General features: G+C 68.6%; 15 protein-coding genes and 2 pseudogenes. 7 read left to right on the top strand and 10 right to left on the bottom strand.

Annotated elements, in window-relative coordinates; translation table 11 throughout:
* The first annotated feature begins 42 nt into the window (after window positions 1-42).
* Together BRW65_RS09970 and BRW65_RS09965 are read left to right on the top strand one after the other, a co-directional pair.
* Window positions 43-1,974 carry a flavin-containing monooxygenase gene (locus BRW65_RS09970; protein WP_073874074.1) on the top strand — a complete coding sequence of 644 codons (1,932 nt, stop codon included), beginning with the start codon at window positions 43-45 and terminating at the stop codon, window positions 1,972-1,974.
* A 10-nt stretch (window positions 1,975-1,984) separates the two neighbouring features.
* Window positions 1,985-3,143 (top strand): annotated as a pseudogene (locus tag BRW65_RS09965) (alcohol dehydrogenase catalytic domain-containing protein); the annotation flags it as partial.
* 3 nt (window positions 3,144-3,146) lie between these two features.
* On the opposite strand, the pseudogene BRW65_RS32240 reads toward BRW65_RS09965, so the two are convergent.
* Window positions 3,147-3,926 (bottom strand): annotated as a pseudogene (locus tag BRW65_RS32240) (SAM-dependent methyltransferase); the annotation flags it as partial.
* 60 nt (window positions 3,927-3,986) lie between these two features.
* On the bottom strand, window positions 3,987-4,418 hold the full coding sequence (dtd, locus tag BRW65_RS09955) for a D-aminoacyl-tRNA deacylase (protein ID WP_073874067.1): 432 nt from the start codon (window positions 4,416-4,418) through the stop codon (window positions 3,987-3,989).
* 51 nt (window positions 4,419-4,469) lie between these two features.
* Between dtd and BRW65_RS09950 the strand changes: the two genes are divergently transcribed.
* Together BRW65_RS09950 and BRW65_RS09945 are read left to right on the top strand one after the other, a co-directional pair.
* Entirely contained in the window at window positions 4,470-4,775 is a 306-nt protein-coding gene (locus BRW65_RS09950) for an MTH1187 family thiamine-binding protein (RefSeq protein WP_073874065.1), read from the top strand.
* A gap of 109 nt (window positions 4,776-4,884) precedes the next feature.
* Entirely contained in the window at window positions 4,885-6,159 is a 1,275-nt protein-coding gene (locus tag BRW65_RS09945; protein WP_073874062.1) for a competence/damage-inducible protein A, read from the top strand.
* Window positions 6,160-6,261: 102 nt separating this feature from the next.
* On the opposite strand, the gene BRW65_RS09940 is transcribed toward BRW65_RS09945, so the two are convergent.
* A complete protein-coding gene (locus BRW65_RS09940) occupies window positions 6,262-7,545 on the bottom strand; it encodes a sialate:H+ symport family MFS transporter (RefSeq protein WP_139272973.1) in 1,284 nt (427 codons plus the stop codon).
* Between the two features lie 141 nt (window positions 7,546-7,686).
* Between BRW65_RS09940 and BRW65_RS09935 the strand changes: the two genes are divergently transcribed.
* Window positions 7,687-8,754 carry an amidohydrolase family protein gene (locus tag BRW65_RS09935; protein WP_073874060.1) on the top strand — a complete coding sequence of 356 codons (1,068 nt, stop codon included), beginning with the start codon at window positions 7,687-7,689 and terminating at the stop codon, window positions 8,752-8,754.
* Between the two features lie 131 nt (window positions 8,755-8,885).
* Entirely contained in the window at window positions 8,886-9,287 is a 402-nt protein-coding gene (locus BRW65_RS09930; protein ID WP_073874057.1) for a phage holin family protein, read from the top strand.
* Between the two features lie 4 nt (window positions 9,288-9,291).
* Here BRW65_RS09930 and BRW65_RS09925 read toward each other — a convergent pair whose 3' ends face one another.
* The 7 genes from BRW65_RS09925 to BRW65_RS09895 form a co-directional block, all read right to left on the bottom strand.
* Window positions 9,292-10,275 (bottom strand): FAD-dependent oxidoreductase, encoded by a 984-nt coding sequence (locus BRW65_RS09925; protein ID WP_073874055.1) that lies wholly within the window; start codon window positions 10,273-10,275, stop codon window positions 9,292-9,294.
* 43 nt (window positions 10,276-10,318) lie between these two features.
* Window positions 10,319-10,936 carry a hypothetical protein gene (locus tag BRW65_RS09920; protein WP_208611780.1) on the bottom strand — a complete coding sequence of 206 codons (618 nt, stop codon included), beginning with the start codon at window positions 10,934-10,936 and terminating at the stop codon, window positions 10,319-10,321.
* Window positions 10,937-11,030: 94 nt separating this feature from the next.
* The gene (locus tag BRW65_RS09915) at window positions 11,031-11,525 is read right to left on the bottom strand and encodes an SRPBCC family protein (RefSeq protein ID WP_073874050.1); all 495 of its coding nucleotides are present in this window, start codon (window positions 11,523-11,525) and stop codon (window positions 11,031-11,033) included.
* Window positions 11,525-12,154, bottom strand: a complete 630-nt coding sequence (locus BRW65_RS09910) for a nitroreductase family protein (protein WP_073874048.1) — start codon at window positions 12,152-12,154, stop codon at window positions 11,525-11,527. Before BRW65_RS09910 ends, BRW65_RS09915 begins: the two co-directional genes overlap by 1 nt.
* Before the next feature lie 15 nt (window positions 12,155-12,169).
* Entirely contained in the window at window positions 12,170-12,652 is a 483-nt protein-coding gene (locus BRW65_RS09905; protein ID WP_073874046.1) for a carboxymuconolactone decarboxylase family protein, read from the bottom strand.
* A 306-nt stretch (window positions 12,653-12,958) separates the two neighbouring features.
* Window positions 12,959-13,936, bottom strand: a complete 978-nt coding sequence (locus BRW65_RS09900) for an NAD(P)H-dependent flavin oxidoreductase (RefSeq protein WP_073874044.1) — start codon at window positions 13,934-13,936, stop codon at window positions 12,959-12,961.
* Complete coding sequence (locus tag BRW65_RS09895) at window positions 13,933-14,325, bottom strand: tautomerase family protein (RefSeq protein ID WP_073874042.1); 393 nt, start codon at window positions 14,323-14,325, stop codon at window positions 13,933-13,935. Before BRW65_RS09895 ends, BRW65_RS09900 begins: the two co-directional genes overlap by 4 nt.
* A 94-nt stretch (window positions 14,326-14,419) precedes the next feature.
* On the opposite strand from BRW65_RS09895, the gene BRW65_RS09890 reads away from it, so the two are divergent.
* Window positions 14,420-15,289 (top strand): LysR family transcriptional regulator, encoded by an 870-nt coding sequence (locus BRW65_RS09890; protein WP_073874040.1) that lies wholly within the window; start codon window positions 14,420-14,422, stop codon window positions 15,287-15,289.
* The last annotated feature ends 14 nt before the right edge of the window (window positions 15,290-15,303 follow it).

Genomic DNA, 15,303 nt, shown 5'->3' with positions numbered 1-15,303 from the left:
GTCGCGTAATTGGGAACCCCCGTCACCGAGAGGATCGGCTCGATGCGCAGCGCCTACGCCGGCGATCCCTTCACCACGTCCACGGCGGAGATCGAGGCCGCCCTCGCGGACGTCAGCATCCCGACGCTGTTGCTGTCGCTGGTGCACATCACCGGAGACCCCCGATTCATCCGCGACTTCAAGCAGATGGGGGTCTTCCTCAACGAGATTCAGGGGTTCATGTCCGAGGAGGACAAGGCGCGGGCGCGCGCGGCGGCCCTGCCGGCGATCATCGACTATCGGGACCGCGGTTGCCCCGAGCCAAAGCCTTTGAGCCTCGACCTCATTCGCGAGATGATGGACTGGGCCGCCTGCGAGCACGTGACCGACGATTACCTGCCACTGATCCTGGAAGAGATGGACCTCGACGGCGTCGATCCCCGCCGCCCGCATGCCCTGCCGGCCGAGAGCGCGGCGGAGATCCCGGTCCTCGTCGTCGGCTGCGGCGAATCAGGCATCCTCGCGGGGATCCGTCTCAAGCAGACCAACATGCCGTTCACCATCGTGGAGAAGAACGCCGGGCCGGGCGGAACCTGGTGGGAGAACAGCTATCCCGGTGCCAGGGTCGACGTGGCCAACCACTTCTATTGCTACAGCTTCGAACCCAATAACGATTGGACACACTTCTTCGCCGAGCAGCACGAACTGCAGGACTACTTCACGAAGGTCATGGCGAAGCACGACCTGGCCGAACACGTCCTATGGAACACGGAGGTGCTGGCCGCCGAGTGGGTCGACGACGACGCCACCTGGAGCATCCGGCTGCGCGGCGCCGACGGCCAGACGAACACCGTGCGCGCCCGCGCCCTGATCACCGCGGTCGGCCAGCTCAACCGTCCGAACATTCCCCCCTTCGACGGGGCTGACAGCTTCGCGGGGCCTTCATTCCACTCCGCCGCCTGGGACCACTCGGTCGACGTGAGCGGCAAGCGGGTCGCGCTGATCGGCGCCGGCGCCAGCGGCTTCCAGATCGCCCCCGCCATCGCCCCGCGGGTCGGGCACCTCACCGTCTTTCAGCGGACCGCGCAGTGGATGTTCCCCAACCCGATGTACCACGACGAGGTCGGCGAGGGGATGCGCTGGGCCATGCGCCACCTGCCGTTCTACGGACGGTGGTACCGCTTCCTGGTCCTCTGGCCCGGGTCCGACAAGGGCCTGGACGCGGCGGAAAGCGACCCGGACTACGCCGACCAGGACCACGCCGTCAGCGACATCAACGCCGCCGCCCAGATGATGTTCTCCCAATGGATCACCAGCCAGGTGGGTGAAGGGCACGAGCTGTTGAGCAAGGTGATGCCGGACTACCCCGCCTGCGGCAAACGGACTTTGCAGGACAACGGCAGCTGGCTGCAGACGCTGCAACGCGACAACGTCGATTTGGTGCGCACGCCCATCCGGCGGATCACCCCGCGCGGCATCGTCACCGAGGACGGCGAGACGCACGACGCCGATATCATCGTGTACGCCACGGGATTCCGGCACACCGACGTGTTGTGGCCGCTGAAGATCACCGGCCGCGACGGGGTCGACCTGCGCGAGATGTGGGGGAGCCGTCCGTACGCCTACCTCGGCGTCACCGTCCCGAAGTTCCCCAACCTGTTCATCATCTACGGGCCCGGTACCCACCTCGCCCACGGAGGCAGCCTGATCTTCCAGTCCGAACTGCAGATGCGTTACATCGACCAGTGCCTGGCGCGGCTGGCGCAGGCCGGTGTGCATTCACTGGAGCCGAAGCCCGACGCGGCGACCGCGTGGCACGAGCGGACGCAGACCCAGATCAAGAAGATGGTGTGGGCGCACCCCGCGGTCAAACACTCCTACTTCAAGAACGCCGACGGTGAGATCCATACCGTCAGTCCGTGGCGGCTCAACGAGTACTGGGCCGCGGTGCGCGAGCCCGACTGGTCTCAATTCGTGGTGCGGCAAGGGAAGTGAGCACGCCAATATGCGTACGGTAGTCGTCGACGGGCCCCACAGCATCCGGGTCGACACCCGGCCCGATCCCGCCCTTCCCGGCCCCGACGGGGCGATCGTCGAGGTCACCGCCGCCGGCATCTGTGGATCCGACTTGCACTTCTACGAGGCCGATTTCCCGATGCCCGAGCCGATTGCGCTGGGGCATGAAGCGATCGGCACCGTGGTCGAGGCGGGACCGCAAGTGCATACCGTCGAGGTGGGCGACCTCGTCATGGTGTCGTCGGTGACCGGGTGCGGCGCCTGCGCGGGCTGCGCCACGCGCGATCCGGTCATGTGCCACAACGGCTTCCAGATCTTTGGGGGAGGCATGCTCGGTGGGGCGCAGGCCGATCTGCTGGCCGTGCCCGCGGTCGACTTCCAGCTGCTCAAGATGCCGGACGCGATCAGTACCGAACAGGCGCTGCTGCTCACCGACAACCTCGCCACCGGCTGGGCGGCGGCGCAACGCGCTGACATTCCGTTCGGCGGCACCGTCGCGGTCATCGGCCTGGGCGCGGTCGGGCTATGTTCGCTGCGCAGCGCGCTGTTCCAAGGCGCCGCAACGGTTTTCGCGGTCGACCAGGTGGACGGGCGGCTGGACCGCGCCGCCAAGTGGGGGGCAACGCCGCTCAAGGCGCCCGCGGTCGGGGCGATTCTCGACGCCACCGGAGGCCGGGGAGCGGACGCGGTGATCGACGCCGTCGCCACGGACGCGTCGCTGACGGACGCGCTCAACGCGGTGCGGCCCGGCGGCACCGTCTCGGTTGTCGGTGTGCACGACATGAATCCGTTTCCGCTCAACGCCCTGGGCTGCCTGATCCGCAGCATCACCCTGCGCATGACGACCGCCCCCGTGCAGCGCACCTGGCCCGAATTGATCCCGCTGCTGCAGTCCGGGCGACTGGACGTCGACGGCATCTTCACGACCACCCTGCCGTTGGAGGACGCGGCGAAGGGCTACGCCACCGCCGCGTCGCGGTCGGGCGACGACGTGAAGATCCTGCTGACGCCCTAGCCGGCTAGCGTGTCGCCGTTACGTATTGGGACCGCATGAAACTGTCGATCTTGACGTCGACGTCCGGCGGTGTCATCCCGTAACGGGCCTGGAGGTCGAGCGTGTTACGGACGGGCTCGACCGACCAACCATGGGCGGCCAGCCGTTCCGCGGGGTCCGTCTGTGGCTCGTAGGTCAGGGCGGAGAAGTCGACGTCGCCGGACAGGTTGACGCCGGGATGGGCCGTCTCCAGAGCCTCTAGTCGGTCGTGGTCCAGGCGAGAACCGAGCGCGCCGATGGCGATTCGGCTGCCGGGCGCACTGAGCCCGCTGATGCGGGTGAGGAGGGTGTTCTGGGCCTCGTCGCTCAGGTAGGGCAGCACTCCCTCCACAGACCAGGCGCTGGGCCGCTCCACGTCGAAGCCGGCGTCCTCCAGAGCTCTGGACCAGTCGGCGCGCAGGTCGGCCGCGACCTCGACCCGGGGCGCCTTGGGTTTGGCGCCGTGCTGGGCGAGCACATGCGCCTTGAATTCCAGCACCTTCGGCAGGTCGACCTCGAAAATCCTTGTGCCCTGGACCCATTCGAGCCGGTATGCGCGGGAGTCCAACCCGGCGGCGACGATCACCGCCTGGCGAATGCCGGCGGCGCCCGCCTCGACGAAGAAGTCATCGAAAAACCGCGTCTGCACGCCGTAGAGGCGCGGAAAGGCCATTTCGTCTTCGGAGGTCCCCGGGTTCGCGAGCTTGGCCGCCAGATACGGGTCTCGCGACGCTTCGATGAAAACCTTGGCGTAGTCGTCGCGGACCAGCGGCCGCGGGCTCTGCGCGTGTAGCGCGCGCCATCCCGCAACCAGCAACGCGGTGTAACCCACGCTGCTGACGATGTCCCAATCGTCGTCGTCGGAACGGAGCGACCCAAACTCAGGCGTCGGGCTCATCATCGCCCCTCCCATCAACGATCGGCCACGGCAAGCGACGTCTCCAACCTACCCGTCGGTTCACAGTTCGAGGAGCACCGTGACGGGACCGTCGTTGACCAGGTCGACCTGCATGTTCGCGCCGAACACCCCGGTCTGGACCTCGGCGCCCAGCCGCCGCAGCGCCTCGGCGAACGCCGCGACCATCGGCTCGGCGACCGCGCCCGGCGCGGCCGCGTTCCACGACGGGCGTCGACCTTTGGCGGTGTCGGCGTACAGGGTGAACTGGCTGACGACCAGGATGGGCGCCTTGACGTCGGCGGCCGACCGTTCGTCATCGAGAATCCGCAAATACCAGAGCTTTTCGGCGAGCCGCCGAGCCTTATCGAGGTCGTCGCCGTGGGTGACACCCACGAAGGCCAGCAAGCCCTGACCCTCCGGCCGGATGGCCCCCACCACGTCTCCGTCGACCGACACCGCCGCCGACGTCACCCGCTGCACCAGAACACGCATGGGCTTTGATGCTGCCAGGCCGGCCGCGAACAGCTTGGGTAGGCTCGTTGGGTGTCTGTGCTCGTCGCGTTCTCCGTCACCCCGATGGGGGTGGGTGAGGGCGTCGGCGAGATCGTCGCCGAGGCGGTTCGGGTGGTCCGTGATTCCGGCCTGCCCAACCAGACGGATTCGATGTTCACCGTCATCGAGGGCGAAACCTGGGAAGAGGTGATGGCGGTCGTGCAGCGCGCGGTGGAGGCGGTCGCCGCCCGCGCGCCCCGGGTCAGCACGGTGATCAAGGCGGACTGGCGGGCCGGGGTCAGCGACGCGATGACGCAGAAGGTCGCCACCGTCGAGCGTTACCTCGAAGGCGGCTAGCCCCGAACGCCTTCCCGGAACGCGCGCTCGGCCGCATCGCCGTGAACCGCGCCCCGCGTACAACGCGCCAGGAGCCGGCCCTGATCGGGTTCGGCTGGTGCGTAGGCTCATGGCGGTGAGCGCACGTGCAGGCATCGTCGTCACCGGAACCGAAGTCCTTACCGGACGCGTCCAAGATGCGAACGGCCCCTGGATCGCGGATCGCCTCCTGGAGCTGGGTGTCGAGCTGGCGCACATCACGATCTGCGGCGACCGTCCCGCCGACATCGAGGCGCAGCTGCGCTTCATGGCGGACCAGGGCATGGACCTGATCGTCACCAGCGGCGGCCTGGGGCCGACGGCCGACGACATGACGGTCGAGGTGGTGGCGCGGTTCTGCGGGCGCGATTTGATCCTGGACGACGAGACCGAGAACAAGATCGCGAACATCCTCAAGAAGCTGATGGCCCGCTTCGAGGGCGTCGACTTCGACGCGGTGCGCGCCGCCAACCGCAAGCAGGCGATGATTCCCGCCGGGGCGCAGGTGCTCGACCCGGTGGGCACCGCGCCCGGTGTGGTCGTCCCCGGCAAGCCGACGGTGATCGTGCTTCCCGGGCCGCCGCGCGAGCTGCAGCCGATGTGGGGCCGGGCCATCGAGACACCCGCGGCGCAGCAGGCGATCGCCGGCCGAACGCTCTACCGGCAGGACACCGCGCGAATGTTCGGGCTGCCCGAATCGGGCCTGGCCGAGACGCTGCGCGAGGCCGAGACGTCGGTGCCGGGCTTCGAGTCGCTCGAGATCACCACCTGCCTGCGGCGGGGCGAGGTCGAGATGGTCACGCGCTACGAGCCGGACGCCGCGGCCAGCTACGCGAAACTCATGCAGCTGGTGCGCGACCGGCATTCCCAGCAGCTCTTCTCCGAAGACGGTTCCACGGTCGACGATTTGGTGGCCCGGGCGCTGGCCGGCCGCCGGATCGCAACGGCCGAATCCTGCACCGCCGGGTTGCTGGCCGCGCGGCTGACCGACCGGCCGGGATCGTCGGACTACGTCGCCGGCGGGGTCGTGTCCTACTCCAACGAGGCCAAAGCGGAGCTGCTCGGCGTCGACCCGGCGCTGATCGAGGCGCGCGGGGCGGTGTCCGAGCCGGTGGCCGAGGCGATGGCGGCCGGCGCCATCCGCCGCTTCGGCGCCGACACCGCCGTCGCGATCACCGGCATCGCCGGCCCTGGCGGAGGTACACCCGAAAAACCCGTCGGGACGGTCTGTTTCAGCGTTGCCCTTGCCGACGGCCGCAAGGACACCCGCACGTTGCGGCTGCCGGGGAACCGCTCGGACATCCGGGAGCGCTCCACGACCGTGGCGATGCACCTGCTGCTGCGCCTGCTCAGCGCCGCCGACTAGGAGCGATTTCGAGATCGCCGCGATGGTCGCGATCGACGTCCAATCACAGCCTTCACGGCAATCTCGCTGCACTCGGCAATCTCGACGTACCGAAGCCGTGAATCACGTCACTTCGGTTGGCAGGAAAGCGCTTTCGGCAGTTCCGAAGCGAATGCCCGTGGCATCCTTGCCGATCAGCGTCAGGAATGCCACCGCGATCAGCACCGGCACGATCGTCGCCGCCAGGGCGAACGGGTACCCGTGCGACTCGGCCAGGCGCTCCTGAATCGGTAGGTTGAACGCCGCCAACAGGTTTCCCAACTGATAGGTGACGCCCGGGTAGAGGCCGCGGATGGCGTCCGGCGACATCTCGGTCAGGTGCGCGGGAATCACGCCCCACGCGCCCTGCACGAACAGCTGCATCAGGAAGGAACCGAGACACAGCATCGCCGCGGTTCGCGAGTAGGCGAACAGCGGCACGATCGGCAGGCCAAGCATGGCGCAGAAGATGATGGTGTAGCGGCGGCTGAACCGCTGTGACAGCGTGCCGAAGACGAGCCCGCCGATGATGGCGCCCACGTTGTAGACGATGACGATCCACTTCACGGTCGCGCTGGACAGGGCGGCGCCGTGGTTGGCCGTCGACGTCAGGAAGGTCGGGTAGACGTCCTGGGTTCCGTGGCTCATCCAGTTGAAGGCCGTCATCAGCAGCACAAGGTAGAAGAACCGGCGGATGATCGCGCCGTCGCGCAGCACGTCGCGGATCCTGGTGCTGGTCAGTTTCATCTGGTCCTGCGCGGCTTCCCACACCTCGGACTCCTCCACCCGATAGCGGATGATCAGGCTGACCAGCGCGGGAACGATGCTCAGCGCGAAGAGCCACCGCCACGACAACCCGAGCCAGTTCATCACCACCAGCGAGGCGACGCTCGCCAACAGGTAGCCGAACGCGTAGCCCTCCTGCAGCAACCCCGAGAAGAAGCCACGTCGCTCGACGGGAACCTTTTCCATCGCCAGCGCGGCGCCCAGTCCCCACTCACCGCCCATGCCGATGCCGTACAGCAGGCGCAGGATCACCAGCACGGTGAAGTTGGGCGCGAACGCACACAGGAAGCCCACCACGGAGTAGAACATCACGTCGACCATCAGTGGGAGCCGGCGCCCGACGCGGTCGGCCCACAGCCCGAACAACAGCGCGCCGACGGGACGCATGATCAGCGTTGCGGTGGTGACGAACGCGACCTCAGCCTTGCTGTGGTGGAAGGTCTTGGCGATGTCGGCGTAGACCAGCACGACGATGAAATAGTCGAAGGCGTCCATCGTCCAGCCCAGCAAGGCCGCGATGAACGAGTTCCGCTGATCGGCGGTCAGCTTGTTTCGAGGACTTTGTGTTCTCACGTTCAGCATCGTGGCCTACCGGGCGCGCGAAGGCGAGCCCTTCTGCCCGCGCGCGTGCGCTATGTCGATCGGAGTCGTCCGCGGGGGCTGTCCGAAAGAGTTCGCGTGAGCCGTTTCAACACGCAATTCGCGAGAGTAAGTTCCGGATACATGCGCATCATCGACGCCGATGGTCACGTCGCCGAGAATCCCTCGCTGGCAATCGAAGCGATCAAACGCTGGCCGCAGTACGTCAAGCCCAGCACCGACGGGCGGATGCGGTTGACGTTCGAAGGCCGCAACTATCCGGAGGACCAGGGCCCGGGTGCGGGGTGTCCACCGGAGCACGGCATCAGCAAGGCGCCCGACATCAACTGTCGATCGACCGAGGGCGTGCTGGGCGACGCCGACCGCGACCACATCGACACGATGGTGTTGTATCCGAGCCTGGGCCTGTGTGCGCCTACCCTCGAGGATCCGGAGTTCGCCGCCGGGTTCGCCCGGCTGTACAACCAGTGGATCGCGGATTACTGCGCCCCGTCGGATGGACGGTTACGGGGCGTCGCCGTCACCCCGATCGAGCACGGCCAGGCGGCGATCGACGTCATGACCGAAGCGAAAGAGCTTGGGCTGGTGGCTACCCTGGTCCCGCCGGCGCTCAAGACGCGTAACCTCGACCACCCCGACCTCGACCCCTTTTACGCCGCAGCGGTCGACCTGGAGATGCCGTTGGGCATCCACGGCGCCCCGGGCATTCACCTGCCGAAGATCGGCGTGGACCGCTTCACCAACTACATTCAGGTGCACTGCATCAGTTTCCCGTTCGACCAGATGACGGCGATGACGGCGTTGGTGTCCGGCGGCGTCTTCGAGCGCCACCCGCGGTTGCGCGTCGCCTTCCTCGAGGCGGGCGCGGGCTGGGTCCCGTTCTTCATGGATCGCCTGCACGAGCACTACGAGAAGCGGGGCGATTGGGTCGAACGCGGCTGGCGCCGCGACCCGCACGAATACCTGGCGGCGGGCAACATCTGGGTGACGTGCGAGCCGGAGGAACCCATCCTGCCCGGGGTGATCGACGTGCTCGGCGCCGACTTCATCATGTTCGCCAGCGACTACCCGCACTGGGACGGCGAATGGCCGGAAAGCACCAAGCACCTGCGGACGCGTCCGGATATCAGCGAAGAGGCCCGCGAGAAGATCGGTGGGTTGAACGCGCAGCGCTTCTACAACCTGAATTAGGTTCTCGGGGTTGATGATTGGCAGCCGGTCTCGGTCGTTGGCTGAGGGGCGGCGCGGCGACGCTTAGCTAGCGTCCGGCGGTGAGCGGAAAAGGCTGCCCTTAGCGCACCGGTGGTGGGAGGATCGTGAGCATGGGCCCCTTTCTGCTGCGCGCCGCGCTGACCGGTTTCGCGCTATGGCTGGTTACCAAGTTCGTGCACGGGATCACCTTCGTCGGCGGCGACACCAAACTGGAGCGGGTAGGCATCATCTTCGTCGTCGCCGTCATCTTCGGCTTGGTCAACGCGTTCATCAAGCCGATCGTCCAGATTCTGTCGATCCCGCTCTACATCCTCACGCTCGGGCTGTTCCACGTCGTCGTCAACGCGCTGATGTTGTGGCTGACCGCCCGGATCACCGAACACACCACGCACTGGGGTCTGCAGATCGATCACTTCTGGTGGACGGCGATCTGGGCGGCGATCGTGTTGTCCATCGTGAGCTGGCTGCTGTCGCTGGTGATTCGCGACGTCGGCCGCCGCACCCGGGCCTGAAGGCTCAGCGGCCCCGCCTGCGCGCCGCCCCCTGACCCACCAGTCGGACCACGTCGCGCGCGCAACCCCATGACAGGGTCACGCCGTTGCCGCCGTGACCGTAGTTGTGAATGCACCGGGCCCGACCCAGCGGCTCAGCTTCCACGCGCACCGTGGGACGGTCGGGCCGCAGGCCGGTGATGATCTCTATCACCTCGGCTTCGGCGAGCCTGGGCTCGATCTGCCTGCAGCGCCGCAGGATTCGCTCCGTCACGGCGTGATCCGCGGCGGTGTCCCAGCGGCCGGCGACGCTGACACCTCCGCACACCACCCGCTGGGGATGGGGAAAGTAGCAGGTCCATTCGGGACCGCCGTCGATCTCCAGGAATAGCTGGCGCAGGCCGGGATTCGTGAGCACGACGTGCTGGCCGAACAGCGGGCGCACGGTCTCGTCGCCGGTCAGCTGTCCCGCGGCGAGGCCGGTGCAGTTGACCACGATCGGGGCGGCGTCGGCCGCCTCGGCCAGCGAGCGCACCGGATGCACCTCGATGTCGCCGCCGGCCGCGGCCAGTCGCCGGGTCAGGTAGTCGAGATAGTGCGGCATGTCGATCATCGGCAGCGTGGCGCGGAAGCCGTTGCCGAAGCCCTCGGGGAGGTCGGACGGATCGGCCGGCCGCAGGCCGGGGATCAGCGCCGCCGCGGACGACATCGCCTCGGCCGCGGTCAATTCACCGGCGGCGAGCGCCGGCGCGAGTTGGACGCCGGAGTCGGGATCGTTGGCGAGTTCGCCGAAGACCCGCAGCGAGTGCTCCGTCCACTCCAGGGTGTCGCCGGCACGCCCCGCGGGCCGCGGCGGCAACCACACCGCACCCGCCACCTTCGAGGTCGTCTGCTGCGGCAGCGCGGCCGTCCAGACCCGCACCGGCCAGCCGGCCTCGGCCAGGCGCACGGCCGACGTCAGCCCGCTGACTCCGGCACCGACCACGACAATCTGTTGCGCACTGGCCACGGCGCCACCGTAACGAAACCGGGCGGAACCCCGTCAGCGCCCGTCAGGAATGGGGAGGCTGCTGCCCGCCGCCCTGCCCGCCGAGCAGCCCGTTGAGGACCCCGAGCGTGCCCTGCACGCCAGCGGGCGGGGTGGTGGGCGGTAGGACAGCATCCGGGGTCAGCTGCCAGGGCTGACAACCCGAGGTCTTGAACGCCTTGTCGGTCGGGTCGATCTGCACGACCTGCGGCTTCTTGCTCATCGCGTTGTCGATGATGTTGCCGTCGGGGTTGCCCGTCCGCTTCCAATAGCAGGTGCCGTTGTTGACGGGACCGCCCGAGCTGTAGATGCCGGGCGCGATGTCGGACCCGACGTTGTAGAGGCCGTCCTTGTCGATCGTCGTCTTCGGTCCCGGTCCCGGTGCGGCGGCCGGCGAAGCGCCGGGTGAGGGCGACGGCGAAGCGCCGGGTGAGGGCGACGAGGCGGCCGGCGAGGGCGCCGGCGAGGCGGACGTCGGCGGCGGGCCCGGTGGCGGCCCCTGCGAGGCCGCCGGCGACGGTGACGGCGCCGGCGTCTGGTCCGGGTCGGCCCCCGCGAAACCCGCCGAAGCGGTCCAACCCGCGATCATCAGTCCCGCGACGGCCAGCCGTGCCGCGGTAGGAACACCAGCCTCAAACCCCATAGCACGCCAGCGTACCGGGGTGGGCACCGTAAATCACACAACGCGGCATACGGCGGTTGCCCTCGTCGGGCACGTAAACCCTGGTCGGCGACCCCTAAGTCAGGCGCCGAACGCGGCCGGCATAGCCGAGCGCATGCTCGTACGTCTTGAGGTTGTCGCGGGAAATCCTCGCGTGTACCGGCCGTTCGAGAAGGAACCGCAACACCGGGTTGTAGGCGTGGTAGGTCTCGTGGAAGGTCAGCACGGTGGTCCCGTCCGGCTGCTCCTCGAGCCGGTGGTAGCCCTCGGCCCGGGACCAAAGCGGCGCGCCGACGGCGACGTACCGCGACAGCTTGTTCTTTTCGGCCTCCGTGACGGTCTCCCACGACCGTGCCCGGCCGCCCGACAGCAGGTACTTCGGCACCTCGTAGACGCAGGTGCGGACCAGACCCTCGCCTGCCTCGTTGCCCTCGTTGAGGATCTCCATGCTGCCGCCGGGCCATTCGAGGACTCGGGGCCGGGGCGCGTCGGGCGGCGCCGGCGGATGCAGGACCCGCCACACCTTCGCCGGTGGCGCGTCGACATGAAACCGCACGGTGTAGGACTGCATCAGCCGTCTCCCCAGCTATCCCAGAACGTGACTGTCTCCGCCGGCGGCCGCGCGGCGGGCCGGAAATCCGTGCCGATGGTGTAGGCCACCGGAAACAGCGCGGCCTGCGTGACCGTGTCGGGGATGCCGAGGAGCTCGGCCACCTCCCGCTCCTTGGCCAGATGCATCGTCGTCCACACCGAACCCAGCCCCCGAGACCGCAGGGCCAGCAGGAAGCTCCAGCCCGCCGGGATGATCGACGCCCAAGCCGACGCGGCGGTTAACAGGGTGGAGTTGTCGATGCGGTTCGCCAGGCAGGGGATCACGTGGACGGGAACCTTGCCCAGCGTTTCGGTCAGGGCGAACGCGCCGGCGTATACGCGCCGCGTCTGCGGGTCCGACGCCTCCTCGGCGGCACGAGCCAGATACTCGGCGCCTACGCTGCGGTAGATCTCGGCGATCGCGGCGCGCTTGTCGGCATCGGTGATCACCAGCCACCGCCAGTCCTGCGTATTGCTCGCGGTGGGCGCCTGCATCGCCAGCCGGATGCATTCGAGAATCACGTCGCGACCGACCGGGCGGTTCAGGTCGAGGCGCTTTCGCACCGCCCGCGTCGTCGTCAGCAGTTCGTCGACGCTGGCCAGGTCCATCCGGTGTGTTCCTCACTAAAGATCGATCGCGCAGGACTGATCGACACCCAACACGGTCAGCGAACGGCCCAGGCCGAGAAATACCGCGACGCAGAGGGTGAGATCGAGGATCTCGGGGTCGGAGAACGACTCCCGCAGCCGCTCGAAGAATGCGTCGTCCAACGACGCATGGTCGGTGGCGAAGCGCTCGGCGAATTCGATGGCTAGCCGCTGGCGCGGCGTGTAGCCCGGGTAGCTGGCGTCCGCGGCGACGTTGTCGTAGAGCTCCGGCGGCACGCCGGCGTCCAGCACGGACTGGGCCCGAAAGCCGGAGCAGGCGGCGCAGTCGTTGATCTGCGCGATGCGCATCCTGGCCAGCTCGCGCTCGTCGGCAGGCAACACGCTCTGCTGGTAGGCACCGCGGATCATCCGCTCCACCACGTCGCCGAGCTGCGGCCGTAGCGTCCAGATCATCGCGGCTTCGCCGCCCGGGCCATCCGGCACGGTGAGACGGGCCATCGGCGACTCCTGCCCGGTGAGGGTAATTACTGAGTCGAGCAAACCAGTTCGCCCCCCACCTGTCCAGGGCCGCGCAAAGCCGCCCATGGACACGGCCAACCGGTCGGCGTTAGCGTCCGTTGGACGGGGCCGCTCAAGGCCGAGCGCCCTCGGTGGGAGGTCTCGGCATGCTGTTCATGCACGAGGTGCACAACGCCCGCGGACGCTGTGAAGACGACGTCGAGGCCGCGTTCCGGCAGCTACATGTTCGACGCGCTCAAGTACCGCGACCAGTGGCAGAGCCGGCTGCTGCGGACGTCGGACTGGTCACCGCTGTACTGAGGCCGGTCGGTTGAGGATCCGGGCGGCCTGCTCGACCATGTCGGTCACGATGTCGGCCGCGGGCCGGACCCGCCGGAGCAGGCCCACGCCCTCGCCGACAAGAATGGCGGCGGTGTCGAAATCCTCGGCGGCGACGGCTTTTTCGTAGGCGGCCACCGCGTCGGGCAGCGATGCCGCCAGCCCGTCCTGGTGGCCATGCCACGTGTCGAGGAACGCGTTGCCGAGCGCCCGCGCGTTGTATTCGGCCGGCCAATCCAGCCGTCGCACAAGGTCGTAGGCGCGCGTGCGAACCGTCTCGTCACCGGAGGCCGCCAGCGCCCGCTCGTGCGCGCGCGGCGACACCAGCGCCTCCGGCGTCGCCCAGAAGCGGGTGCCCACCAGCGCCCCGTCGGCGCCGAGCGCCAGCGCGGCGGCCAGGCCGCGCCCGTCGCTGACCCCGCCCGCGGCCAGCGTCGGCGTGCCGGGCGAACGTTCGGCGACCAGGTCGACGACGTCGGGCACCAGCGTGAAGGTGGACCGGGCGGTCATCCCGTGTCCGCCCGCCTCGCCGCCCTGGGCCACCACGACATCGGCGCCGGCGTCCAGGGCCCGGCGCGCGTGGTCGAGCGTCTGCGCCTGCGCGATGAGCGGGACGCCGGTGGCGCGGATGCGATCGGCGAACGGCTGCAGCTCGCCGAAGGACAACATGATCGCGGCGGGCCGCCGCTCCAGGGCCACGTCGAGCAGCTCCGGTTGCCGGGCCAGGCTCCAGGTGATGAAACCGCAGCCGACATTCGCGTCCTCGGCCAGCTCGAATTCGCGCCGCAGCCATTCCGCGTCGCCGTAGCCCCCGCCGATCAGGCCGAGGCCGCCCGCCGCGGCCACCGCCGCCGCCAGCCGCCCCCCGGAGATCATCGCCATCGGGGCGAGCACGACGGGGTGTTGGATCCCGAGCAGGTTCGTGATTCGAGTGTCGAGGCTCATTTGAGCTCCCCGGTGAGAAACTGCGCCCGGCCGTGGCCGAACGACCAATCCTCGTCGCCGTTTTCGGTGATCGAGACGATCAGGTCAGCCGGGTCGAGCCCGCACCGCTCCGCCAGGTTGGTGGCCAGCAGTTCGTAGAACTTCTCCTTCATCGCCCGCGTGCGCCGGCGGCTCACCACGTGGACGATCACCTGTTGCGCCGACCGCGCGATGCCAAGGCCCGTGTCCAGCGCGATGATTTCGTGGGCGGGATGGCTGCGCACCACCTGGTAACGGTCGCGCGGTGGCACCCCGAACGCCTCGACGACCGACTCGTGCACGGCGTCGAGCAACGCGCGCACCTCCGACGGCGTGCGGCCCTCGACGAGGTCGATGTACAGCAGCGGCATGGTGTCTCCTTACGATCTGTGTCCTAGCCACGACGTTAGGTCCGCCCGGATCGACTGTGAAATGCCTGCTGTAATCGATCTATGCTCGTCAGGCATGGGCGCGTTCGATGGTGGTCGAGTCGAATTGCGCCACCTCCGGGCGTTCGAGGCGGTGGCGCGACTCGCGTCGTTCACCCAGGCCGCCGACGAACTTCGCATCACCCAGCCGGCGCTCAGCCGGACCATCCGGCAACTCGAAGACGCGCTCGGCGTGACGCTGGTGGACCGCAGTTCGCGGCACGTGGAGACGACCCGGGCCGGGCGGACGTTGCTCGAGCATGTCGAGCGGGTGCTCGCCGAACTGGAGCGGGCGTTCGGCGCCGTGCGTCGGCAGGCCAGCATCGGGCTCGGATTCAGCTGGTTGCTGCCCGACCCGTGGGCGCAGGACACCGTCGCCCGTTTCGAACGAGCCACCGGGACGACGGTCCGGCTGGTCCGCACCGACGATGCGCTCAGTGCCGTGCAACAGGGCCGGGTCGACGTCGCCGTGGTCCGCGGACAGGTGACGCCGACCGCCGTGCGGGTGGTGCATCTGTTCGACGAGAAACGAGTGGCCGTGTGTTCGGTGCACTCGCCGCTGGCGTCCCGATCGGAATTGGATTGGGCCGAGGTCCCGCGATGGCCGTTGGTCGTCAACACCGCCAGCGGGACCACCGGGCCATGGTCGTGGCCGCCGGGGGAGGGACCGAAAACAATTGTGGAGACAACCAATTTCGATGAGTGGCTCGAGTCCGTCGCTGCCGATCGCGGCATCGGCGTGATCCCCGACGTAGCGGTCCGCCGCAACATCCACCCGGGCGTCCGGTTCGTCGCGCTGCGTGGCGCCCCCGAGAGCCCGGTCGCCCTGGCGTTTCTGCCGCGCCCCCGCAACGCCGTGCTGCGCCGCTTCGTCGAGGCCGCCATCGAGAGCGCGCAGCACGTTTGAGCCTGCGCGCGGCC

Origin of the sequence: Mycobacterium paraffinicum, from assembly GCF_001907675.1 — a bacterium.
GTDB lineage: Bacteria > Actinomycetota > Actinomycetes > Mycobacteriales > Mycobacteriaceae > Mycobacterium > Mycobacterium paraffinicum_A.
This window is presented reverse-complemented; position numbering and strand designations above follow the sequence as displayed.